The following is a 15,920-nucleotide window of genomic DNA, read 5'->3' as shown; positions in this document are numbered from 1 at the left end:
CGGGTATGCGGGGCACGGTCCGCGCAGGATGATGGGACGATCATGACTCGCGGGCTTCGGGGGATGCTTTCGTGACGTACGCACAGGAGTGGGACACCGGCCAAGTCGGTTTCGGCCCGGGGGTACGGGCCCTGATCGAGGAATCGCTCGTCCCGGGTCCGGGTCCGGGCCCGGGCCCCGGCCGCGCCGTCCCCGACCCCGGCCGCGACCCCGCCGTCGTTGTCCGGTCCGGTACGTACGTCGTCGACCCGCCCTTCTTCGGCAACGGGGACATCGGCCGGGTCGCCGTCTGCGGAGCCGTCAACGAACTGGCCGCCACCGGAGCCGAGGTCCGCCACATCGCCCTCGGCATCGTCCTGGAGGCCGGGCTGCCGCTGGACCTGGTGCGCAGGCTCACCGCCTCCGTACGCGGCGCGGCCGCCGAGGCCCGGGTCGCCATCGCCGCGGTGGACACCCAGGTCGTCCGCGCGGGCGAGGCCGACCGGGTCTTCGTCACCGCCACCGCGTTCGGCGCGCTGAGCGGCCCGCCCCTGGACCTCGGCTCGGTCCGGCCCGGCGACCGCATCGTGGTGACCGGCCGCCTGGGCAGCCACGCCGCCCACCTGGTCTCGCTGCGCGACGGGCTCGGCTACGAACACCACGTACCCAGCGACTGCGCCCCCCTGGGAGGCCTGCTGCGCGCGGTGGGCCCCGACATCCGCCACGCCCGGACGGTGGTCGCCGGCGGCCTGGCGGAGGTTCTGCGCCGGTGCGCCGCGGACCGTGGCCTGACCCTGCGGGTCGAGGAGGCGGCCCTGCCCGTCCGGTACGAGGCCCGCGTGGCCCTCGGCACCCGCGGCCTCGCCCCCCTGGACGCGGCCTGCGCCGGGTGCCTGTGCCTGTTCGTCGCCCCGGAACGCACCTCCCAGGTCCTGACCGCGCTGCGCGCCCACCCCTACGGCCGCCACGCGACCGTGGTCGGCGAGGTCACCGCCGACCCGCTGGGCGAGGTGGAGTTCCGCACCCCGGACGGCCGCCTCCACTTCCGCACGGTCCCCGCGGGCACGGTCCCCGAACGCCTCCTGTGAACGCGCGGGTCTCGGGGCCGGCCAAGTCCGTTGCGTGAACAGTCGGTTGATCCACGTATGAGCGACCCCGCGGCGGCATATGCTCGGACCGCACGCACGGACGCACGGACGTCCGTGCGCACGCGCGTCCGAACGCCTCGCGAGCCGTAAGGGGACCGCCCCGTGAGTGTCCGCATCCAACCCTCCTCCCAGGTCGACGAGACCGCCGAACTCGGCGAGGGGACCGTCGTCTGGGACCTGGCGCAGATACGCGAAGATGCCCGGCTCGGGCGCGGCTGCATCGTGGGGCGCGGGGCGTACGTCGGGCCGGGCGTGCGGATCGGCCACAACGTCAAGCTCCAGAACCACGCGCTCGTCTACGAGCCCGCCGAACTCGGCGACGGGGTGTTCATCGGGCCGGCGGTGGTGCTCACCAACGACTTCTACCCGCGGGCGGTCGACCCCGACGGCCGGCTCAAGCGCGGCGGCGACTGGGAGGCCGCCGGGGTCGTGGTGGCCGAGGGGGCGTCCCTGGGCGCCCGCTCGGTCTGCGTGGCCGGGGTGCGCGTCGGGCGCTGGGCGCTGGTCGCGGCCGGCGCGGTGGTGTCCCGGGACGTACCGGACTTCGCCCTCGTGGCGGGGGTGCCGGCCCGGCGGATCGGCTGGGTGGGCCGGGCCGGGGTCCGCCTGGTGGAGCGCGAGGACGAGCCGGGCGTGTGGGAGTGCCCGCGCACCGGCGCGCTGCACGACGAGAAGGACGGCAGGCTCGCCGAGCGCATCTGACGCAATGTCGGCAATTTAGGGCTTCGGCATTTCGTCAAAACCACAAACAACGCACAACCGTCGGCATACCGTGTCCCTGCACACGGGATCTGAGCAGGCAACAGGCTTGGCTCAGTGGGGGGTTGTACACGACGAGGGCACCGCGGGCAGTACGCCGGCGGCGCGGTTCCACCGCGCCTGCGGCGGCTGCCGTTCACGCGCGCCCCAGTCCGACGGCATCGCTGGGGGGTCCAGACGCAGCCGTCGGACGGCTCGTGCCATCGGTGGGGATTCACCGGCGGCACGTGCGCCGTCATGCGCGATTCCCCTCCGCGGAGTGACGACCGCCAGGTCCGTCCGAGGAGCGATCAGAGGGGGTAGGTGTGTTGGAGCCGAACAGCTCGGACATACGGGGTGCGCGCAGCACCCGGGGAGTCGGGGTGGGGACCCGATGACCGCAGCACGATTAGAAGCACTGGCCCGCGAGGACCTGCCGCTGCACGCCCTCGCCGAGCGGCTGCTCGCGCTGGCCGAGGCGGGACTGCCCGCGATGTACCTGCCGGGCGAAGAGAACTTCGTGTTCACCCTGGTGGGGACCGCCGCACCCGACGGCACCCGCCGCCTGGAACCGCGGGGGACCAGCACCCGGTACGCGGCCATCACCGCGCTGGGCGCCCGGTTCCTGCCCGAGGACCGCCAGCGCGCCCTGTTCGGCGGGCTCACCGCCGAGCAGTTCGCGGGGCTGCTGGTGGAACGGCTCCCCGGGGTGACGAACCTCGGTGACGCGGCGCTCATCGCCTGGGCCGCCGCCGAGACCGGCCACCCCAAGCTGTCCGACGCCCTCGAACGGGTCGCCGCACTCGACGTACCCGGGCGCCCGCAGTACACCGTCGAGGCCGCCTGGGTGCTCTCCGCCCTCGTGGCGGCCCGCGCCGCGGTGGACGTCGAGGACCGCCTCGCGGCCGCCCGCGACCGGCTGCTGGCGGCGAAGGCCGCCGACAGCCCGCTGTTCCCGCACGCCACGGGGCCCGGGCTGGTACCCGGATACCGGTCCCACGTGGCCTGCTTCGCCGACCAGACCTATCCGCTCCAGGCGCTGGCCCGGCTGCACGCGAGCGGCGGCGACCCCGAGGCCCTCACGGCCGCCGACGCGTGCGCCGCCCGCATCTGCGCCCTCCAGGGCGACGGCGGACAGTGGTGGTGGCACTACGACGCCCGCCACGGCGGCGTGGTCGAGGGCTACCCCGTCTACAGCGTCCACCAGCACGCCATGGCCCCGACCGCCCTCCTCGACCTGGCCGACGCGGGCGGCACCGACTTCGGCGCCGAGATCCGCCGCGGCCTGCGCTGGATGACCGAGGTGCCCGAGCTCGCCGGGCCCACCGGGACCCCGCGCGAGCCCATGATCCGCGACGACTTCGACGTCACCTGGCGCAAGGTCTACCGCGGCGACCCGAAGAAGGCCGTCCGCGCCGCCCGCGGACTCACCACCCGGGTGGCGCCGCACGCCCGGCTCGCACCCCTGGACCGGCTCTTCCGCCCGGCCTCGGTGGACCGCGAGTGCCGCCCGTACGAGTTCGGCTGGATGCTGTTCGCCTGGCTCGGGGGGCTGCCGAGATGAACCGGACCCACAGGCCGTCCCTCTTCGGGATCGCACTCGACGCCCTGACCATGGACGAGACCGTGCAGCGCTGCCTGGAGGCGGTACGGCGCGGCGAACAGATCGAGATCGGCATGGTCAACGCCGCGAAGCTGGTCAACATGCGGCGCGACCCCCGCCTCGCGGCGGCGGTCGCGGGCTGCGACCTGGTCCTGGCCGACGGCCAGGCGGTCGTCTGGGCCGGGCGCCTGCTCGGCGTGCGGCTGCCGGAACGCGTCGCGGGCATCGACCTGTTCATGCGCCTGCTCGCCGCGGCCGAGACCGCGGACATTCCCGTGTACCTGCTCGGCGCCGAACAGCGCGTCCTGGAGCTGATGCTCCGCCAGATCTCCGCACGCTTCCCGGAACTGCGGGTGGCGGGCAGCCGGAACGGCTACTTCGACGACTCCGACCAGGAGGCGGTCGCCGACGCCGTCGCGGCCAGCGGCGCCCGGCTGCTGTTCCTCGGCATGACCTCACCCAAGAAGGAGATCTTCACCGCCGGCTACGGCAAACAGACCGGCGCCCACGTCGTGCACGGCGTCGGCGGCTCCTTCGACATCCTCGCCGGCATCACCAAGCGGGCCCCGCTGGTCTGGCAGCGGATGGGACTCGAATGGTTCTACCGCACCCTCCAGGAGCCGCGCCGCCTCGGCAAGCGCTACCTCACCACCAATGCCGCCTTCCTCCTCATGACGGTCCGGGAACTCATCCGTCGCACACCGTCACCCGCCCTTTCCGCGAACAGGAGTCACTGATGCGCGTCGTCGTCGTGGGACAGGGATACGTCGGCCTGCCGCTGGCCATCAGGGCCGCCGAGGTCGGACACCAGGTGATCGGGTACGACGTGGACGCGCGGCGGGTCAAGAGCCTCGCCGCCGGCGAGTCGTACGTGGAGGACGTCTCCTCCGAGCGGCTGACCCGGGCACTGGCGCTCGGCACCTACCGGCCCAGTGAACTCGCCCGGGACTGCGGCGGTTTCGACGTCGCCGTCGTCACCGTCCCGACCCCGCTGCAGGACGGGGCGCCCGACCTGCGGTACATCGAGGAGTCGGCGCACACCCTGGCCCGCTTCCTGCGCCCGGGCGCGACCGTGGTCCTGGAGTCCACCACCTACCCGGGCACCACCGAGGAGCTGTTCGCGCCGATCCTGGAGGACGGCTCCGGGCTCACCGCGGGCGAGGACTTCCACCTCGGTTACAGCCCCGAGCGCATCGACCCCGGCAACACCGTCTGGGGCTTCCAGCAGACCCCCAAGGTGGTCTCCGGCGTCGACGCCCGCTCCCTGAAGGCCGTCGAGGCCTTCTACGGGCAACTCGTCGACACCACCGTGCCGGTGCGCTCGCCCAAGGAGGCCGAGCTGGCCAAGCTGCTGGAGAACACCTTCCGGCACGTGAACATCGCGCTCGTCAACGAGATCGCCATGTTCGCCCGCCACCTCGACATCGACGTCTGGCAGTCCATCGAGGCCGCCTCCAGCAAGCCCTTCGGCTTCATGAAGTTCACCCCGGGCCCGGGCGTCGGCGGCCACTGCCTGCCGATCGACCCCTCGTACCTGAACTGGCGGGTGCAGCGCGAACTCGGCCAGAACTTCCGCTTCGTCGAACTCGCCAACGACATCAACAACCACATGCCCGAGTACGTGACGCGCCGCGTGATCGACGCGCTCAACGCCAAACGCCGCTCGGTCAACGGCTCCAAGGTCCTGCTCCTCGGGCTGGCGTACAAGAAGAACACCGGCGACGCCCGGGAGTCGCCCGCCGTGCGCGTCTCCCAGCTGCTCCTCGACATGGGGGCCAAGGTGCGCGCGGCCGACCCCCACGTGGTGGAGAGCGTCAAGGTCGACGCCCGCCTCGTGCGGGTCGAGCCGACCCGCAAGGAACTCGCGGCGGCCGACGTGGTCGTCCTGCTCACCGACCACGACTCCTTCGACTACGGGATGATCACCGAGCACGCCTCCTTCGTCCTCGACTGCCGCAACCGGGTGTCCGGACCGACCGTGGAGGTGCTCTGAACCATGACCGTGGCGAAGATCGTGTGCGTCGCCGGAGCGCGGCCCAACTACATGAAGATCAAACCGGTGATGGACGCACTGGAGCGCCGCGGCGCCGAGGTGGTCCTCGTCCACACCGGCCAGCACTACGACGAGTCCATGAACGACGTGTTCTTCCGCGATCTGGGCATCCGCACCCCCGACCGCTACCTGGGCGCCGGTTCCGGCACCCACGCCCAGCAGACCGGGCGGGTGATGGCCGCCTTCGAGCCGCTGCTCGACGAGGTGGCCCCGGACGCGGTGGTGGTGGTCGGCGACATCAACTCCACGCTCGCCTGCGCCCTGGTGACCGCGAAGGCCGGCCCGCTGCTGGCCCACGTGGAGGCGGGCCTGCGCAGCCGTGACTGGAGCATGCCCGAGGAGGTCAACCGCGTCGCCACCGACCGGGTCAGCGACTACCTGCTGGCCCCTTCGTCCGACGCCGCCGCGAACCTGCGGGCGGAGGGCTACCGGGACGACCAGATCCACGTCGTCGGCAACGTCATGATCGACACCCTCCTCGCCAACCTGGACCGGGCCCGGCAGTCCGACGTCCTGGACCGGTACGGGCTGACCCGGGGCGGATACGGCCTGGTCACCCTGCACCGCCCGGCCAACGTGGACGACCCCGCGGCCCTCGGCGGCCTGCTGAAGGCGCTGGGCGAGATCGCGGCCCGCTGCCCGTTGCTGCTGCCCGTGCACCCGCGGGCCGCCGGGCGACTGGCCGAACTCGGCGTGCCGGGCGGCATCCAGCTGGTTCCGGCCGCCGGATACCTCGACTTCATCGCCCTGCAGGACTCCGCCCGCCTGGTGCTCACCGACTCGGGCGGGATCCAGGAGGAGACCACCGCGCTGGGCGTGCCCTGCGTGACGCTGCGGGAGAACACCGAGCGGCCCGTCACCGTGTCGCAGGGCACGAACGTACTGGCGGGCACTGATCCGGAGCGCATCGTGGCCACGGTGAACCGGGTGCTCGACGATCCGCCCGCCGCCCGCTGCCCCGAGCTCTGGGACGGCCGGGCGAGCGAGCGCATCGCCGCGGTCCTGCTGGACGGCGGGACCGCGCGGACCCGGCCCAGACCCACCGACCTCGTCCCGCAGTAACCGTAGTGACAAGAGGGGGAAGACCATGGACCTCGCCGAGATCTGGCGGGTCATGCGCAGGCGCTGGTACGTGCTGCTGCCCGGACTGCTGCTCACGGCGGCACTCAACGCCGCCGTGTACCTGCTGGTCCCGGTGGAGTACGTGTCGCAGAGCACCGTGACGCTGCTGAACTCGAAGAAGGCCACGGTGGCCTTCGACGGCAACCCCTTCCTGAGCACCCAGGCCTCGCTCACCGGAATGGCCGACGGCCTGGCCCGCAACCTCAACTCCGACGATTCCGTCGCCGACCTCAAGTCCCTGGGCATCACCGGCAAGCACGAGGCCAAGATCGCCGACAACGCCCAGGGGCCCTTCATGTGGCTGAGCGTGACCGGGACCGACCCGGCCGCCGTACTGAAGTCGGACGAGATCTTCACCGCCTACGCGGAGAAGCGGCTGACCGAGTTCCAGACCCAGCAGTCGGTGACACCGGAGGCCATGATCCGGATGGCGACGATCGTGCCGCCGCAGAAGCCGGAGGCGCAGACCAAGACCAGGCTCCAGTACCTCGTCATGGCAGGCGTCCTGGGCTTCGTCCTCAGCCTGGTGGCCGCCTTCTTCGTGGAGGCCCGGCGCCGGACGCCCGGCAGGCACCGGCCCGCGGGCGAGGCCGCCGAACCGGCTGCTCAACCGGCTGCCGAACCGGCTGCCCACCCGGAGGCCCACCCGGCCGGCGAGCCGGCCGCGGCGGCCGTCGCAGGGTCACCGTGAGCGGCTCCGCGGCCGCCGGCCCGCAGACCGCCCAGGCACCGTCGTCGCTGGGCCGCAAGGTCGGTTCCGCCGCCCGGTGGAGTCTGGTCAACACGGTCGTGATGCGCCTCGGCAACTTCGCGACCGGCATCGTCCTGGCCCGCTTCTTCCTCGGACCCGAGGCCTGGGGCGTGTACGGGATCGCCCAGACGGTGCTCCTGGTGCTGCTCTCCGCGAACGAACTCGGCGTCTCGCTGGCGATCGTCCGCTGGGAGGGCGACCCTCGCCGCTTCGCCCCGACCGTCCTCACCCTCAGCGCGGCCTCCAGCTGCCTGCTCTACGCGGCCCTGTTCGCGGCGGCCCCCACGGTGGCCGAGGTGCTCGGCTCGCCCGAGGCCTCCGGCGTACTGCGCGTGATGTGCCTGTGCGTGGTCCTCGACGGCCTGTCCCAAGTGCCCGCCGGCTTCCTCACCCGGGAGTTCGCACAGGGCCGGCGGATGGCCGTCGACGCGCTCAATTTCGTCCTCAGCACCGCGGTGACCCTGCTGCTGGCCGTTCAGGGCTGGGGCGCGATGAGCTTCGCCTGGGGCTCCGTGGCGGGCAACGTGGCCGCGCTCATCGGCTGCTGCCTCGCGGCGCCCGGCACCCTGAGGTTCGGCTGGGACCGGGAGCAGGCCCGGGCACTGCTCCGGTTCGGGCTGCCCCTCGCCGGGGCCAGCATGCTCGCCCTCGGCGTCGTCAACGTGGACACCATGGTGGTCGGCTCGGCCCTGGACCCGCTGGCCCTGGGCTTCTACGTGCTCGCCTTCAACATCTCCGGCTGGCCCGTACGGATCATCTCCGAGGCGGCCCGCCGCGTCTCCTTCGCCGGGTTCTCCCGGCTGGCCGGGACACCGGGGGCGCTGGCCGCCGGATTCGGCCGTGCCCTCGGGGTCGTGATGACGGCCACCGTCCCGCTCTGCGTCCTGCTGGCCGCCCTCGCCGGACCGGTCGTGGCACTGGTCTACGGCGAGCGCTGGCTGCCCGCGGCCAGCGCGCTGCCCTGGCTGATGGCCCTCGGCCTCGTCCGCATCGGCTGCGAACTCGCCTACGACTGCCTGGTGGCCGTCGGACGGCGCCGCTCGCTCATCGGGGTCCAGGGACTCTGGCTCCTCGTCCTGATCCCGGCCCTGGTCGTCGGCGCCCGCACCGGCGGGATCGTGGGGGTGGCCCAGGGCCACGTCCTGGTCGCCGGAGCCGTGGTGGTGCCGGTGTTCCTCCTCGCACTGCACCGGGGCGGCATCGGCCTGGGCACGGTTGCACGGGCCTGCGCCTGGCCCCTGCTCGGCGGCGCGGTGATGACCGTGGTGGTCCTCGGCCTGGAGCGGTACCTCGGCGACGGGGTACTCGCGCTCCTGGCGACCGGAGCCGCCGGCACCCTGTGCTACGCCGTGTGCGTCCTGCCCAGCCGCGCGTCACTCCGAGGGTAGGCATCCGTGACACACCGCCGAAGGCGCCTGCGGGCGTGGCTGCTCGCCGGAGTGGTACTGGCCGTCGCACTGGCCCTGTACCGGGCCGACCGCACCGGCGTGAGCGAACCCCCGGCCGCGCCGCCGCTCCCGCCGTCCGCCGCACCGTCCGCCGCTCCGTCCGCCACGCCCTCCGGGACGCCCTCCGCCACGGGCACGCCCGGTCCGCCGACCGCCTCGGGCACCGCCGATCCTCCGGCCACCACCGGCGCACCTTCCCCGGCGGCATGCGCCTCGCCGGGCGCCTGCGGGTACCCCGACGCACGGACCACCGGCCCGCGGATCGCGCTCAAGCGGCACGACACGGGGAACATGTCGGTCAAGACCGACGGCATGGTCATCAGCGGCTGGGACATCAACGGTTCGCTCGACGTCTACGCCAACGACGTCACCGTCGTCGACAGCAGGATCACCTCGACCAACTGGTGGGGGATCAACCTGCGCCCCGGTTTCAGCGGACTGAAGGTCCTGCACACCACGATCACCGCCGTACCGGGCAAGGGCCCCGACAACGGCGGCGTGAACTACGCGGTCTCGAACATGGGCGGCAGCTCCATCGAGGTCGGCTGGTGCGACATCTCGGTCTTCGGCAACGCCCTCTCCATGGGCCAGGGGAACCTGCACGACAACTACGTCCACGACCTCGTCGCCTTCCGCAACCAGGGCGGCGAATGGCAGCACACCGACGCCGTCATCAGCGGAGGCGGCAACAAGGGCCGGCTGACCGTCCGCCACAACACCCTGCTGAACGCCACCCCGGTGGACAAGGGGGCCACCGCGGCCGTCGGCCTGTTCGCCGACACCGGGGTCGTCTCCTCGGTCGTGGTCGACGGCAACTGGCTGGCCGGGGGAGCGTACGCCCTCTACGGCGGCGGGCCGGGCGCCACCGGCATCCAGGTCACGGACAACGTCTTCTCCACCGAGTACCACCCGGGCAGCGGCGCCTACGGCCCGGTCACCGCCTGGAACGAGGGCGGCGCCGGGAACGTGTGGCGGGGCAACCGCATGACCGACGGCAGACCCGTCACCCCTGGCCCCGCTTCCTGACGACAGCGACGACCGGGACGACCGGGACGACGAGAGGACGAGAGGACACGATGCGACGCCGTATCGCGCGCGCCCCCTGGGAACTGCTCAAGCGGACCTTCGGCTGGCTGGTGCTCTTCGAGGCCCGGAACAAGTTCCTCCGCGCCCCCTCCGCCGTACGGCTGCGCCGCTTCGAGGACGCCGAGACCACCCGGCTCGCGGCCCTCCTCGGCCCGCCGCCCACCGCCCTCGTCGCCACCGTGATCGCCACCCACCGGCGCCCCGAGGCGCTGCGCGCGGCGGTCCGCTCCGCGCTGGACCAGACCGTGACCGACCAGGTGGTCGTCGTCGTCGACGACGGCGCCGGTCTGCCCGAACTCCCCGACGACCCCCGCCTCTTCGCCGTGTCCCTGGCCCGCAACACGGCCACCGCCGGAGTCGTGCGCAACGTGGGGATCCGGCTGACCCGGTCGCGGTACGTGGCCTTCCTGGACGACGACAACCTCTGGGAGCCCGACCACCTGCAACAGGCCCTGGCGGCCCTGGAGCCGTCCGGCGGACCCGACGCCGTGTACACCGCACTGCGCAGGGTGCTGCCCGACGGCACCGAACGGGACGTCCTGTCGGTGCCCTTCGACCGCCGCCGCGCCGCCCACGAGGCCTTCCTGGACACCAACGCCTTCGTCGCGCGCCGCAACCGGTCCCTGTACTTCAGCCGGCTGCGGCGCACTCCCGAGGTGCTGCCCCGCGAGGACTGGGAACTGGTCCGCCGCTACAGCCGCCACCACGAGGTCCGCCACCTGCCCCGCCCGACCGTCCGCTACCTGGTCAACCCGGACAGCTTCTGGACCCGTTGGGACAGCCCTTAGGGCGCCGTTTCCTCGTACGAGATGCCGTGCCGCCCGGCGATCCGGTTCAGCCGGGCCGGATCCAGCCGGCCGTCGAGGGTGAGCCTCGGCCCGGCCTCGATCATGTCCTCGACGAAGCACTCCCAGCCACCCGGCGAGGAGATCTGCAGCACCCGCGGCGGCCGCCCGGCGCCGGGACGCAGCGCGTGCGGTACACCGCGGGGGAGCAGCACGAACTGTCCGGCGGTCAGCGCGTGGGAGTGGTCCCCGGCGTCGACGAGGAGCTCGCCGTCGAGCACGTACACGCTCTCGTCCGCGACATGGTGGGTGTGGCGCGGGATCTCCCGCGCCAGCACCACTTCGAGGAGGGAGAAGCGCCCTTCGGTGTCCCCCGTGGTCGCCTTCACCGAGAAGGCGGGCGGCAGCGGGATTCGGCCCGGCCGGGCCTCTCCCTGATCGAGGAGGACGAAGCGGTCGTGGGGCATGGGTGTGGTCCTTTCCCGGAACGGTGAGCGAAGGTGGCGGCCGGGGGCCCGGGCTCAGCGGGTCTGCCGGACCCCGCGCCGCCAGACGGCGGCGATCGCGCCGAGGGCCGAGAGCTCGTGCGTGGGGTCGCCCTCCACGAGCAGCAGGTCCGCGCGCAGGCCCGGGGCGATCCGGCCCCGGTCGGCCAAGCCGAAGTGGCGGGCCGGCAGGGCGGTCGCGGCGGTCAGTGCCTCCTGAGGGCGCAGGCCGCCGTCCTGCGTGAGCAGCGCCAGTTCACGGTGGAGACCCGCGCCGTGGGCGGGCGTGAACGGGGTGGCGTCGGTTCCGGCGAGGAGCGGGACGCCGGCCTCGCGCAGCGCGCGGAGCGCGCCGACGGCGGCCGGGTACCGGCCGGGGGGCAGGCAGGCCGCCGTGCCGGCCCCCTGGGCATCGACCGCCTCGAAGTACGCGAGCGTGGACACGACGAACACGCCCTGTTCGCGGACGCGCCGGGCGAGGCGCCCGGAAGCCGGGTCCTCCGGGGCGAGGTCGGCCCACACATGGGCGAGCCCGTCCACCCCCGCGTCGAGGGCGGTGACCACGTCGGCGGCGGTGACCGCGTGTGCGACGACCCGCACGCCCGGGTCACCGAGCGCTTCGCCGTGGCCGCGCTCGGCGGGGACCTGCGGACGCTCCTCGAACTCCTCGCACCCGACGTGACGCTCTGGACCGACGGAGGCGGCAAGGGGCCCGCGGTCAGTCTCCACCCCGTCCACGGCCGCGACAGCGTCGCTGCCGTGTTCATGGCCGTTGCGCGCGCCCTGCCGGCGGCGGGCGTCGACCTCCGCTACCGCCGGGTGGCCGGCGACCCCGGGGTGCTCGTCTTCGCCGACGGCAGTCCGCTCGCCATCGTCGTGGTGGGCCTGTCCCCCGAAGGGGACCGGATCAGCGGCGTCTTCTCGGTCACCAACCCCGACAAACTCACCGGAATCCGTCCGCCCACCCCTTGAGGCGCCCAGGGGGTGTCACGGCCCCGGCGTGGCGCGGAGCGCTGAAGGGGTGGCCAGGGCGCGGGCGGCCGCGCGGTTCGCCGGGCGGCCGAGGGCCGCCCGCGAGGTCTCGCGCAGCAGGACGGCCGCGCGGAAGGCGGCGGTGGCGGCGGGTCCGTGGCGGCGCCCGTAGAGCCGGACCCGGTTGAGCGTCAGCAGGGTCCACAGGTGCGGCGACACCTGCGAGTCCCCGCCGAGATGGGTGGCCGACGCCGCGGGCTCCAGGCGGGTGACGAAGCCGTGGTCGCGGGCCCGCAGGCAGTACTCGGTCTCCTCCGAGTACAAGAAGAACGATTCGTCCCAGGCCCCGCAAGCGTCCAGGCAGTCGCGGGAGAGGGCCATCAGTGCGCCGGTCGCCCAGTCCGCGACCGTCGCCCGCTCGTACGCGGAAGGGTCGGTGACCAGCTCGCTCCAGCGCGGGAAGCGCCCGGCCCGGCGATTGCCCAGCACCGCCTCGCCGAGCGCGCGCGTGACCTGCGACTCGCGGCGCAGCGAGTGCAGGAGCGTTCGGCCGTCTTCCTCGTACAGCAGCGGGACGCTGATCCCGACCCGGCCGTCCCGGCCGTCCCCGCCCTCCGGCGCGGCGCCGAGCCCGTCCACGAGTACCTTGGCGCAGCCCCGGCGCATCCGGACGTCCGGATTGCACACCAGGGCCGCCCGGAAGCCGCCCTCCCACGCGGCCGCGGCCGCGAGGGCGGCGTTCACCCCGGCCGCGTAGCCGGCGTTGCGGCCGGTCTGGACGAGCGTCGTGTCCGGGGCCAGGGAGCGGACCAGGTCCACGGTGCCGTCCGACGAGTCGTTGTCGGCGACGACCAGACGCCAGTCGAGCCCGGCCATCCCGTCGGGCAGCGAGGCCAGGAACTCCGGGAGCACCCCGGCGCTGTTCCAGGTGACGACGAGGACGGCTACGGGACCGGAATCCGGGCGGTCTGGGTTTGGGGAGGGCATGGGGACTCCACGGTTGGGGGCTGCGGCGCCGCGCGCCGGATGAAGCCGAGGTAACTGCCTCCGGCGGCGATCGTCAGGAAGAACATCCCGGCGAACATCGGGAAGCTGAGGGCGTCGAAGGTGGCGCTGATGACCAGGGAGACGAGCGCCGACGCGAAGAACGCCTGCCCGAGCTCCCGGTCGGACTCGCTGCGGGCCAGCCTGCGGATGGCGCCGCCCTGGTGGATCCCGGTGAGGAAGAGGAGCAGGAGCGCGAGCAGCCCCAGGAGCCCCATCTCCGCCAGCGTCAGCATGTACTGGTTGTCGGTGAAGAAGTAGAGCTCGGGGATGAAGGTCCCGAAACCCCTTCCGGCCAGGGGGCGTTCACCGAGGTAGGGCAGGATCGCGCTGTATTTGACGGTACGGGCCTGGGTGCTGCTGTCGGAGTTCGTCAGGAACGAGCCGAACAGGGTGGTGATGGTGCCGATCAGGCCCGGTACCACCACCTTGAAACAGGCCACCGAGCCCAGCAGCAGGCCGATCGCCGTCCACCGCCGCTGCGGCTTCCAGCGCGGCACCATCACCAGGATGACGATGAGCGCCCCGATGATGGACGTCCGCGACACCGTCAGCGGCAGGGCGCCGCCCATCAGAGCGACGGGTCCCCAGCGGCGCCACCGGCTCAGGTGCCGCCGTACCGGATCGAAGGCCTGCTGCACGGCGAAGGGCAGCAGGATGGCGAGCATCCCGCCGAACTCCAGGGGCTGCGCCGTGGTGGACCGGGGCCGGGTGAAGGACCCGCGGTCCAGGGTGGTGATCTGCGCGACGCTCGACTTGAGTCCCGGAACGCTGATGTGGTCGGCGATGTTCGTCGCGGTGAAGAAGTCGTAGTAGCCGATGGCGGCCACCACCGATCCCATCACGACGGCCCGGCGCAGCAGCACGTCGAGGCGGCCACGGTCATGGATCCCCGCGGAGACCAGCACCACCAGGGACACCCAGACGAGCAGCCCGATCAGACCCCGGTCCGCCCCCAGGAGCTCCTTGTGCGAGCTGGCGCGGGTCGCGTTCGCGAGGTACGAGGCCAGCACCGCGAGGGCCAGCAGGCACATCACCACCCTGGGCAGCCGGGTGCCGGCGGCCGGCCGGATCCGCCCGGTGAGCCAGGCCGCGAGGTACCAGAACAGGCCCAGCAGCGCGAACACGTTGGCCGGGGTGCCCACACCGCCCATGCCCGGCAGGGTCAGGTTCGAGGGGATGAAGAAGGCCAGGGCCAGGTATCCCGTGAGCAGCCGGCTGCTGTCCAGATTCAGTGCCCGCAGCCCCCGGTGGATGCGCCGCTTCGGCGCCGCGGCGGGCGCGGCGGGCTCGGTGGCGGCCGCCGCCCGCCTGCGCCGCCGGGCCACCATCACGCTCTCCGTCACGAAGGACAGCGTGAATCCGGCGGCAGTGCCGAGGATGACGACGCCCAGCACTTGCTGGTAGCGGCTCTTGAGCTGCGGCACCGGAGTCTGCGGCAGTACCACCGGGGCGGTCTGCACGAAGTACGCGGGCTGTACCTTCGCCGCCGCCTGGAGCGCGTGCAGCTGTTCCCCGGCGAAGGCGGTGAGCTTGCTGGTCTCGCTCAGCACCTTCGCACGGTCGGTCCCCGTGACCGTCAGCGTGATCAGCGGGCCCGAGGTGTTCGCGGCGAACCCGACCGTATAGGGGTCCGTCACACCGAGGCCGTGCAGGTCCCGCGCCGCGTCCGCCCCCGACAGCGTCCTGATCAGCACGTCCGCGGTCACGACCAGGGAACCCCCGGCGTTCGAGATGGGATTGCCGAAGGAGGGCGGCAGCTGGGAGGCCGCCGTGGAGTCGAGCAGCGCCACCGAACTCTGCGACTGGTAGGCGACCGGCACCGACCGGTAGAGGTGCAGACCGGCCAGCAGACTGAGCAGCGTCAGGGGCAGCATCACGTACCAGCGGCGGCGCAGCACCGCGCCTATCTCCCGAATGCTCACGAACACCCCCACGAGGTACGGGATTCGATGGCGGCCCCCTGCGCGTCCTGCGAGGATCGATCACGACGGAAGGAATCCCTGTGTCGCCTGGTGAGTTGGTCCGCGCGCTGCGCCGGCGCTGGTACGTCCTGCTGGTGGCGGTGGTGCTCGCGGCCGCCGGAGCCCAGCAGCTGCTGCACCCTGCCCGGACGTATCTGAGCACCGCGATCGTCGTGCTCAAGCCGCCGGTGACCGGCAGCCAGCCGAACCAGCTCGCCAACCTGCAGCCGCCGCTCGCCGCGGTCTCCTACGCGGCGGTGCGCCAGCTGGACTCCCCCGCCGGAGCGGCCGAGCTCAGGGCCGCGGGAGTCGGCGGCACGTACCGGCTCATCCCGCGGAACAGCGGCACCAGCGTCACCCCGCGCTACCTGATCCCCTCGCTGCAGGTCCAGGCGGAGCAGTCCGACCCCGCCGCGGCCGACACGGCCGTACGGAAGATCATCGAGGTCTACACGAAGCACCTGTCCGACATGCAGACGCAGCAGGGGATCCCGGCCGCCTCGCTGATGAGCGTGCACCTCCTCGTGCCGCCGACGGCGGTCGCCCAGACCGGCACCAAGAGCCGCGCCCTGGCCGGGGTCGCGCTGCTGGCCGGGGTCGGCGGAACGGCGGCGGCCCTGTGGACCGACCAGGCCCTGCTGCGCCGGGACCGGCGCCGGCGCCGGCGCGAGAGCGCCGACGCCGGTCCCGGGAACCAGGCCCGGGAGGCCGCGCCGATGGCCGCGGCCTCCCGCTGAAGACG

General features: G+C 73.0%; 16 protein-coding genes. 12 read left to right on the top strand and 4 right to left on the bottom strand.

All coding sequences use genetic code 11. The features are described 5' to 3' along the window. Positions 1-71: 71 nt before the first annotated feature. The 10 genes from ACFCZ1_RS17545 (at position 72) to ACFCZ1_RS17500 (ending at position 10,716) form a co-directional block, all read left to right on the top strand. Positions 72-1,067: an AIR synthase-related protein gene (locus ACFCZ1_RS17545; protein WP_376679156.1), complete on the top strand. Its 996-nt coding sequence runs from the start codon at positions 72-74 to the stop codon at positions 1,065-1,067. A 162-nt stretch (positions 1,068-1,229) separates the two neighbouring features. After that, on the top strand, positions 1,230-1,829 hold the full coding sequence (locus tag ACFCZ1_RS17540; protein ID WP_376679155.1) for a DapH/DapD/GlmU-related protein: 600 nt from the start codon (positions 1,230-1,232) through the stop codon (positions 1,827-1,829). A 430-nt stretch (positions 1,830-2,259) separates the two neighbouring features. Beyond that, positions 2,260-3,429 carry a hypothetical protein gene (locus tag ACFCZ1_RS17535; RefSeq protein ID WP_376679154.1) on the top strand — a complete coding sequence of 390 codons (1,170 nt, stop codon included), beginning with the start codon at positions 2,260-2,262 and terminating at the stop codon, positions 3,427-3,429. Further along, entirely contained in the window at positions 3,426-4,205 is a 780-nt protein-coding gene (locus ACFCZ1_RS17530; RefSeq protein ID WP_376679153.1) for a WecB/TagA/CpsF family glycosyltransferase, read from the top strand. The genes ACFCZ1_RS17535 and ACFCZ1_RS17530 overlap by 4 nt, the downstream gene beginning before the upstream one ends. Further along, complete coding sequence (locus ACFCZ1_RS17525; RefSeq protein WP_376679152.1) at positions 4,205-5,461, top strand: nucleotide sugar dehydrogenase; 1,257 nt, start codon at positions 4,205-4,207, stop codon at positions 5,459-5,461. The genes ACFCZ1_RS17530 and ACFCZ1_RS17525 overlap by 1 nt, the downstream gene beginning before the upstream one ends. Positions 5,462-5,464: 3 nt before the next feature. After that, positions 5,465-6,583 (top strand): non-hydrolyzing UDP-N-acetylglucosamine 2-epimerase, encoded by a 1,119-nt coding sequence (gene wecB / locus ACFCZ1_RS17520; RefSeq protein ID WP_376679151.1) that lies wholly within the window; start codon positions 5,465-5,467, stop codon positions 6,581-6,583. Positions 6,584-6,608: 25 nt separating this feature from the next. Then, complete coding sequence (locus ACFCZ1_RS17515; RefSeq protein ID WP_376679150.1) at positions 6,609-7,334, top strand: chain length determinant protein; 726 nt, start codon at positions 6,609-6,611, stop codon at positions 7,332-7,334. Further along, complete coding sequence (locus ACFCZ1_RS17510; RefSeq protein WP_376679149.1) at positions 7,331-8,782, top strand: oligosaccharide flippase family protein; 1,452 nt, start codon at positions 7,331-7,333, stop codon at positions 8,780-8,782. The genes ACFCZ1_RS17515 and ACFCZ1_RS17510 overlap by 4 nt, the downstream gene beginning before the upstream one ends. A gap of 6 nt (positions 8,783-8,788) precedes the next feature. Next, positions 8,789-9,868 (top strand): hypothetical protein, encoded by a 1,080-nt coding sequence (locus ACFCZ1_RS17505; protein ID WP_376679148.1) that lies wholly within the window; start codon positions 8,789-8,791, stop codon positions 9,866-9,868. 50 nt (positions 9,869-9,918) lie between these two features. Next, positions 9,919-10,716 (top strand): glycosyltransferase family 2 protein, encoded by a 798-nt coding sequence (locus tag ACFCZ1_RS17500; protein ID WP_376679147.1) that lies wholly within the window; start codon positions 9,919-9,921, stop codon positions 10,714-10,716. On the opposite strand, the gene ACFCZ1_RS17495 is transcribed toward ACFCZ1_RS17500, so the two are convergent. Both ACFCZ1_RS17495 and ACFCZ1_RS17490 read right to left on the bottom strand, forming a co-directional pair. Further along, entirely contained in the window at positions 10,713-11,180 is a 468-nt protein-coding gene (locus ACFCZ1_RS17495) for a cupin domain-containing protein (RefSeq protein ID WP_376679146.1), read from the bottom strand. The genes ACFCZ1_RS17500 and ACFCZ1_RS17495 overlap by 4 nt on opposite strands. A 54-nt stretch (positions 11,181-11,234) precedes the next feature. After that, positions 11,235-11,798: an amidohydrolase family protein gene (locus tag ACFCZ1_RS17490; protein WP_376679145.1), complete on the bottom strand. Its 564-nt coding sequence runs from the start codon at positions 11,796-11,798 to the stop codon at positions 11,235-11,237. On the opposite strand from ACFCZ1_RS17490, the gene ACFCZ1_RS17485 reads away from it, so the two are divergent. Then, the gene (locus tag ACFCZ1_RS17485) at positions 11,781-12,170 is read left to right on the top strand and encodes a nuclear transport factor 2 family protein (RefSeq protein ID WP_376679144.1); all 390 of its coding nucleotides are present in this window, start codon (positions 11,781-11,783) and stop codon (positions 12,168-12,170) included. The two genes, ACFCZ1_RS17490 and ACFCZ1_RS17485, sit on opposite strands and share 18 nt — an antisense overlap. A gap of 15 nt (positions 12,171-12,185) precedes the next feature. Here the strand turns inward: ACFCZ1_RS17485 and ACFCZ1_RS17480 are convergent, their stop codons facing one another. Both ACFCZ1_RS17480 and ACFCZ1_RS17475 read right to left on the bottom strand, forming a co-directional pair. Then, a complete protein-coding gene (locus ACFCZ1_RS17480) occupies positions 12,186-13,157 on the bottom strand; it encodes a glycosyltransferase (protein ID WP_376679143.1) in 972 nt (323 codons plus the stop codon). Continuing rightward, entirely contained in the window at positions 13,115-15,139 is a 2,025-nt protein-coding gene (locus ACFCZ1_RS17475; protein ID WP_376679142.1) for an O-antigen ligase family protein, read from the bottom strand. Before ACFCZ1_RS17475 ends, ACFCZ1_RS17480 begins: the two co-directional genes overlap by 43 nt. An 80-nt stretch (positions 15,140-15,219) precedes the next feature. Between ACFCZ1_RS17475 and ACFCZ1_RS17470 the strand changes: the two genes are divergently transcribed. Beyond that, positions 15,220-15,915 carry a hypothetical protein gene (locus ACFCZ1_RS17470; RefSeq protein WP_376679141.1) on the top strand — a complete coding sequence of 232 codons (696 nt, stop codon included), beginning with the start codon at positions 15,220-15,222 and terminating at the stop codon, positions 15,913-15,915. Positions 15,916-15,920 lie beyond the last annotated feature (5 nt).

The organism is Streptomyces sp. NPDC056224, assembly GCF_042267665.1.
In the GTDB taxonomy this organism is placed as follows: Bacteria; Actinomycetota; Actinomycetes; order Streptomycetales; family Streptomycetaceae; genus Streptomyces.
The sequence above is the reverse complement of the archived record's forward strand: the minus strand, read 5'-3'. Positions and strand labels throughout refer to the sequence as shown.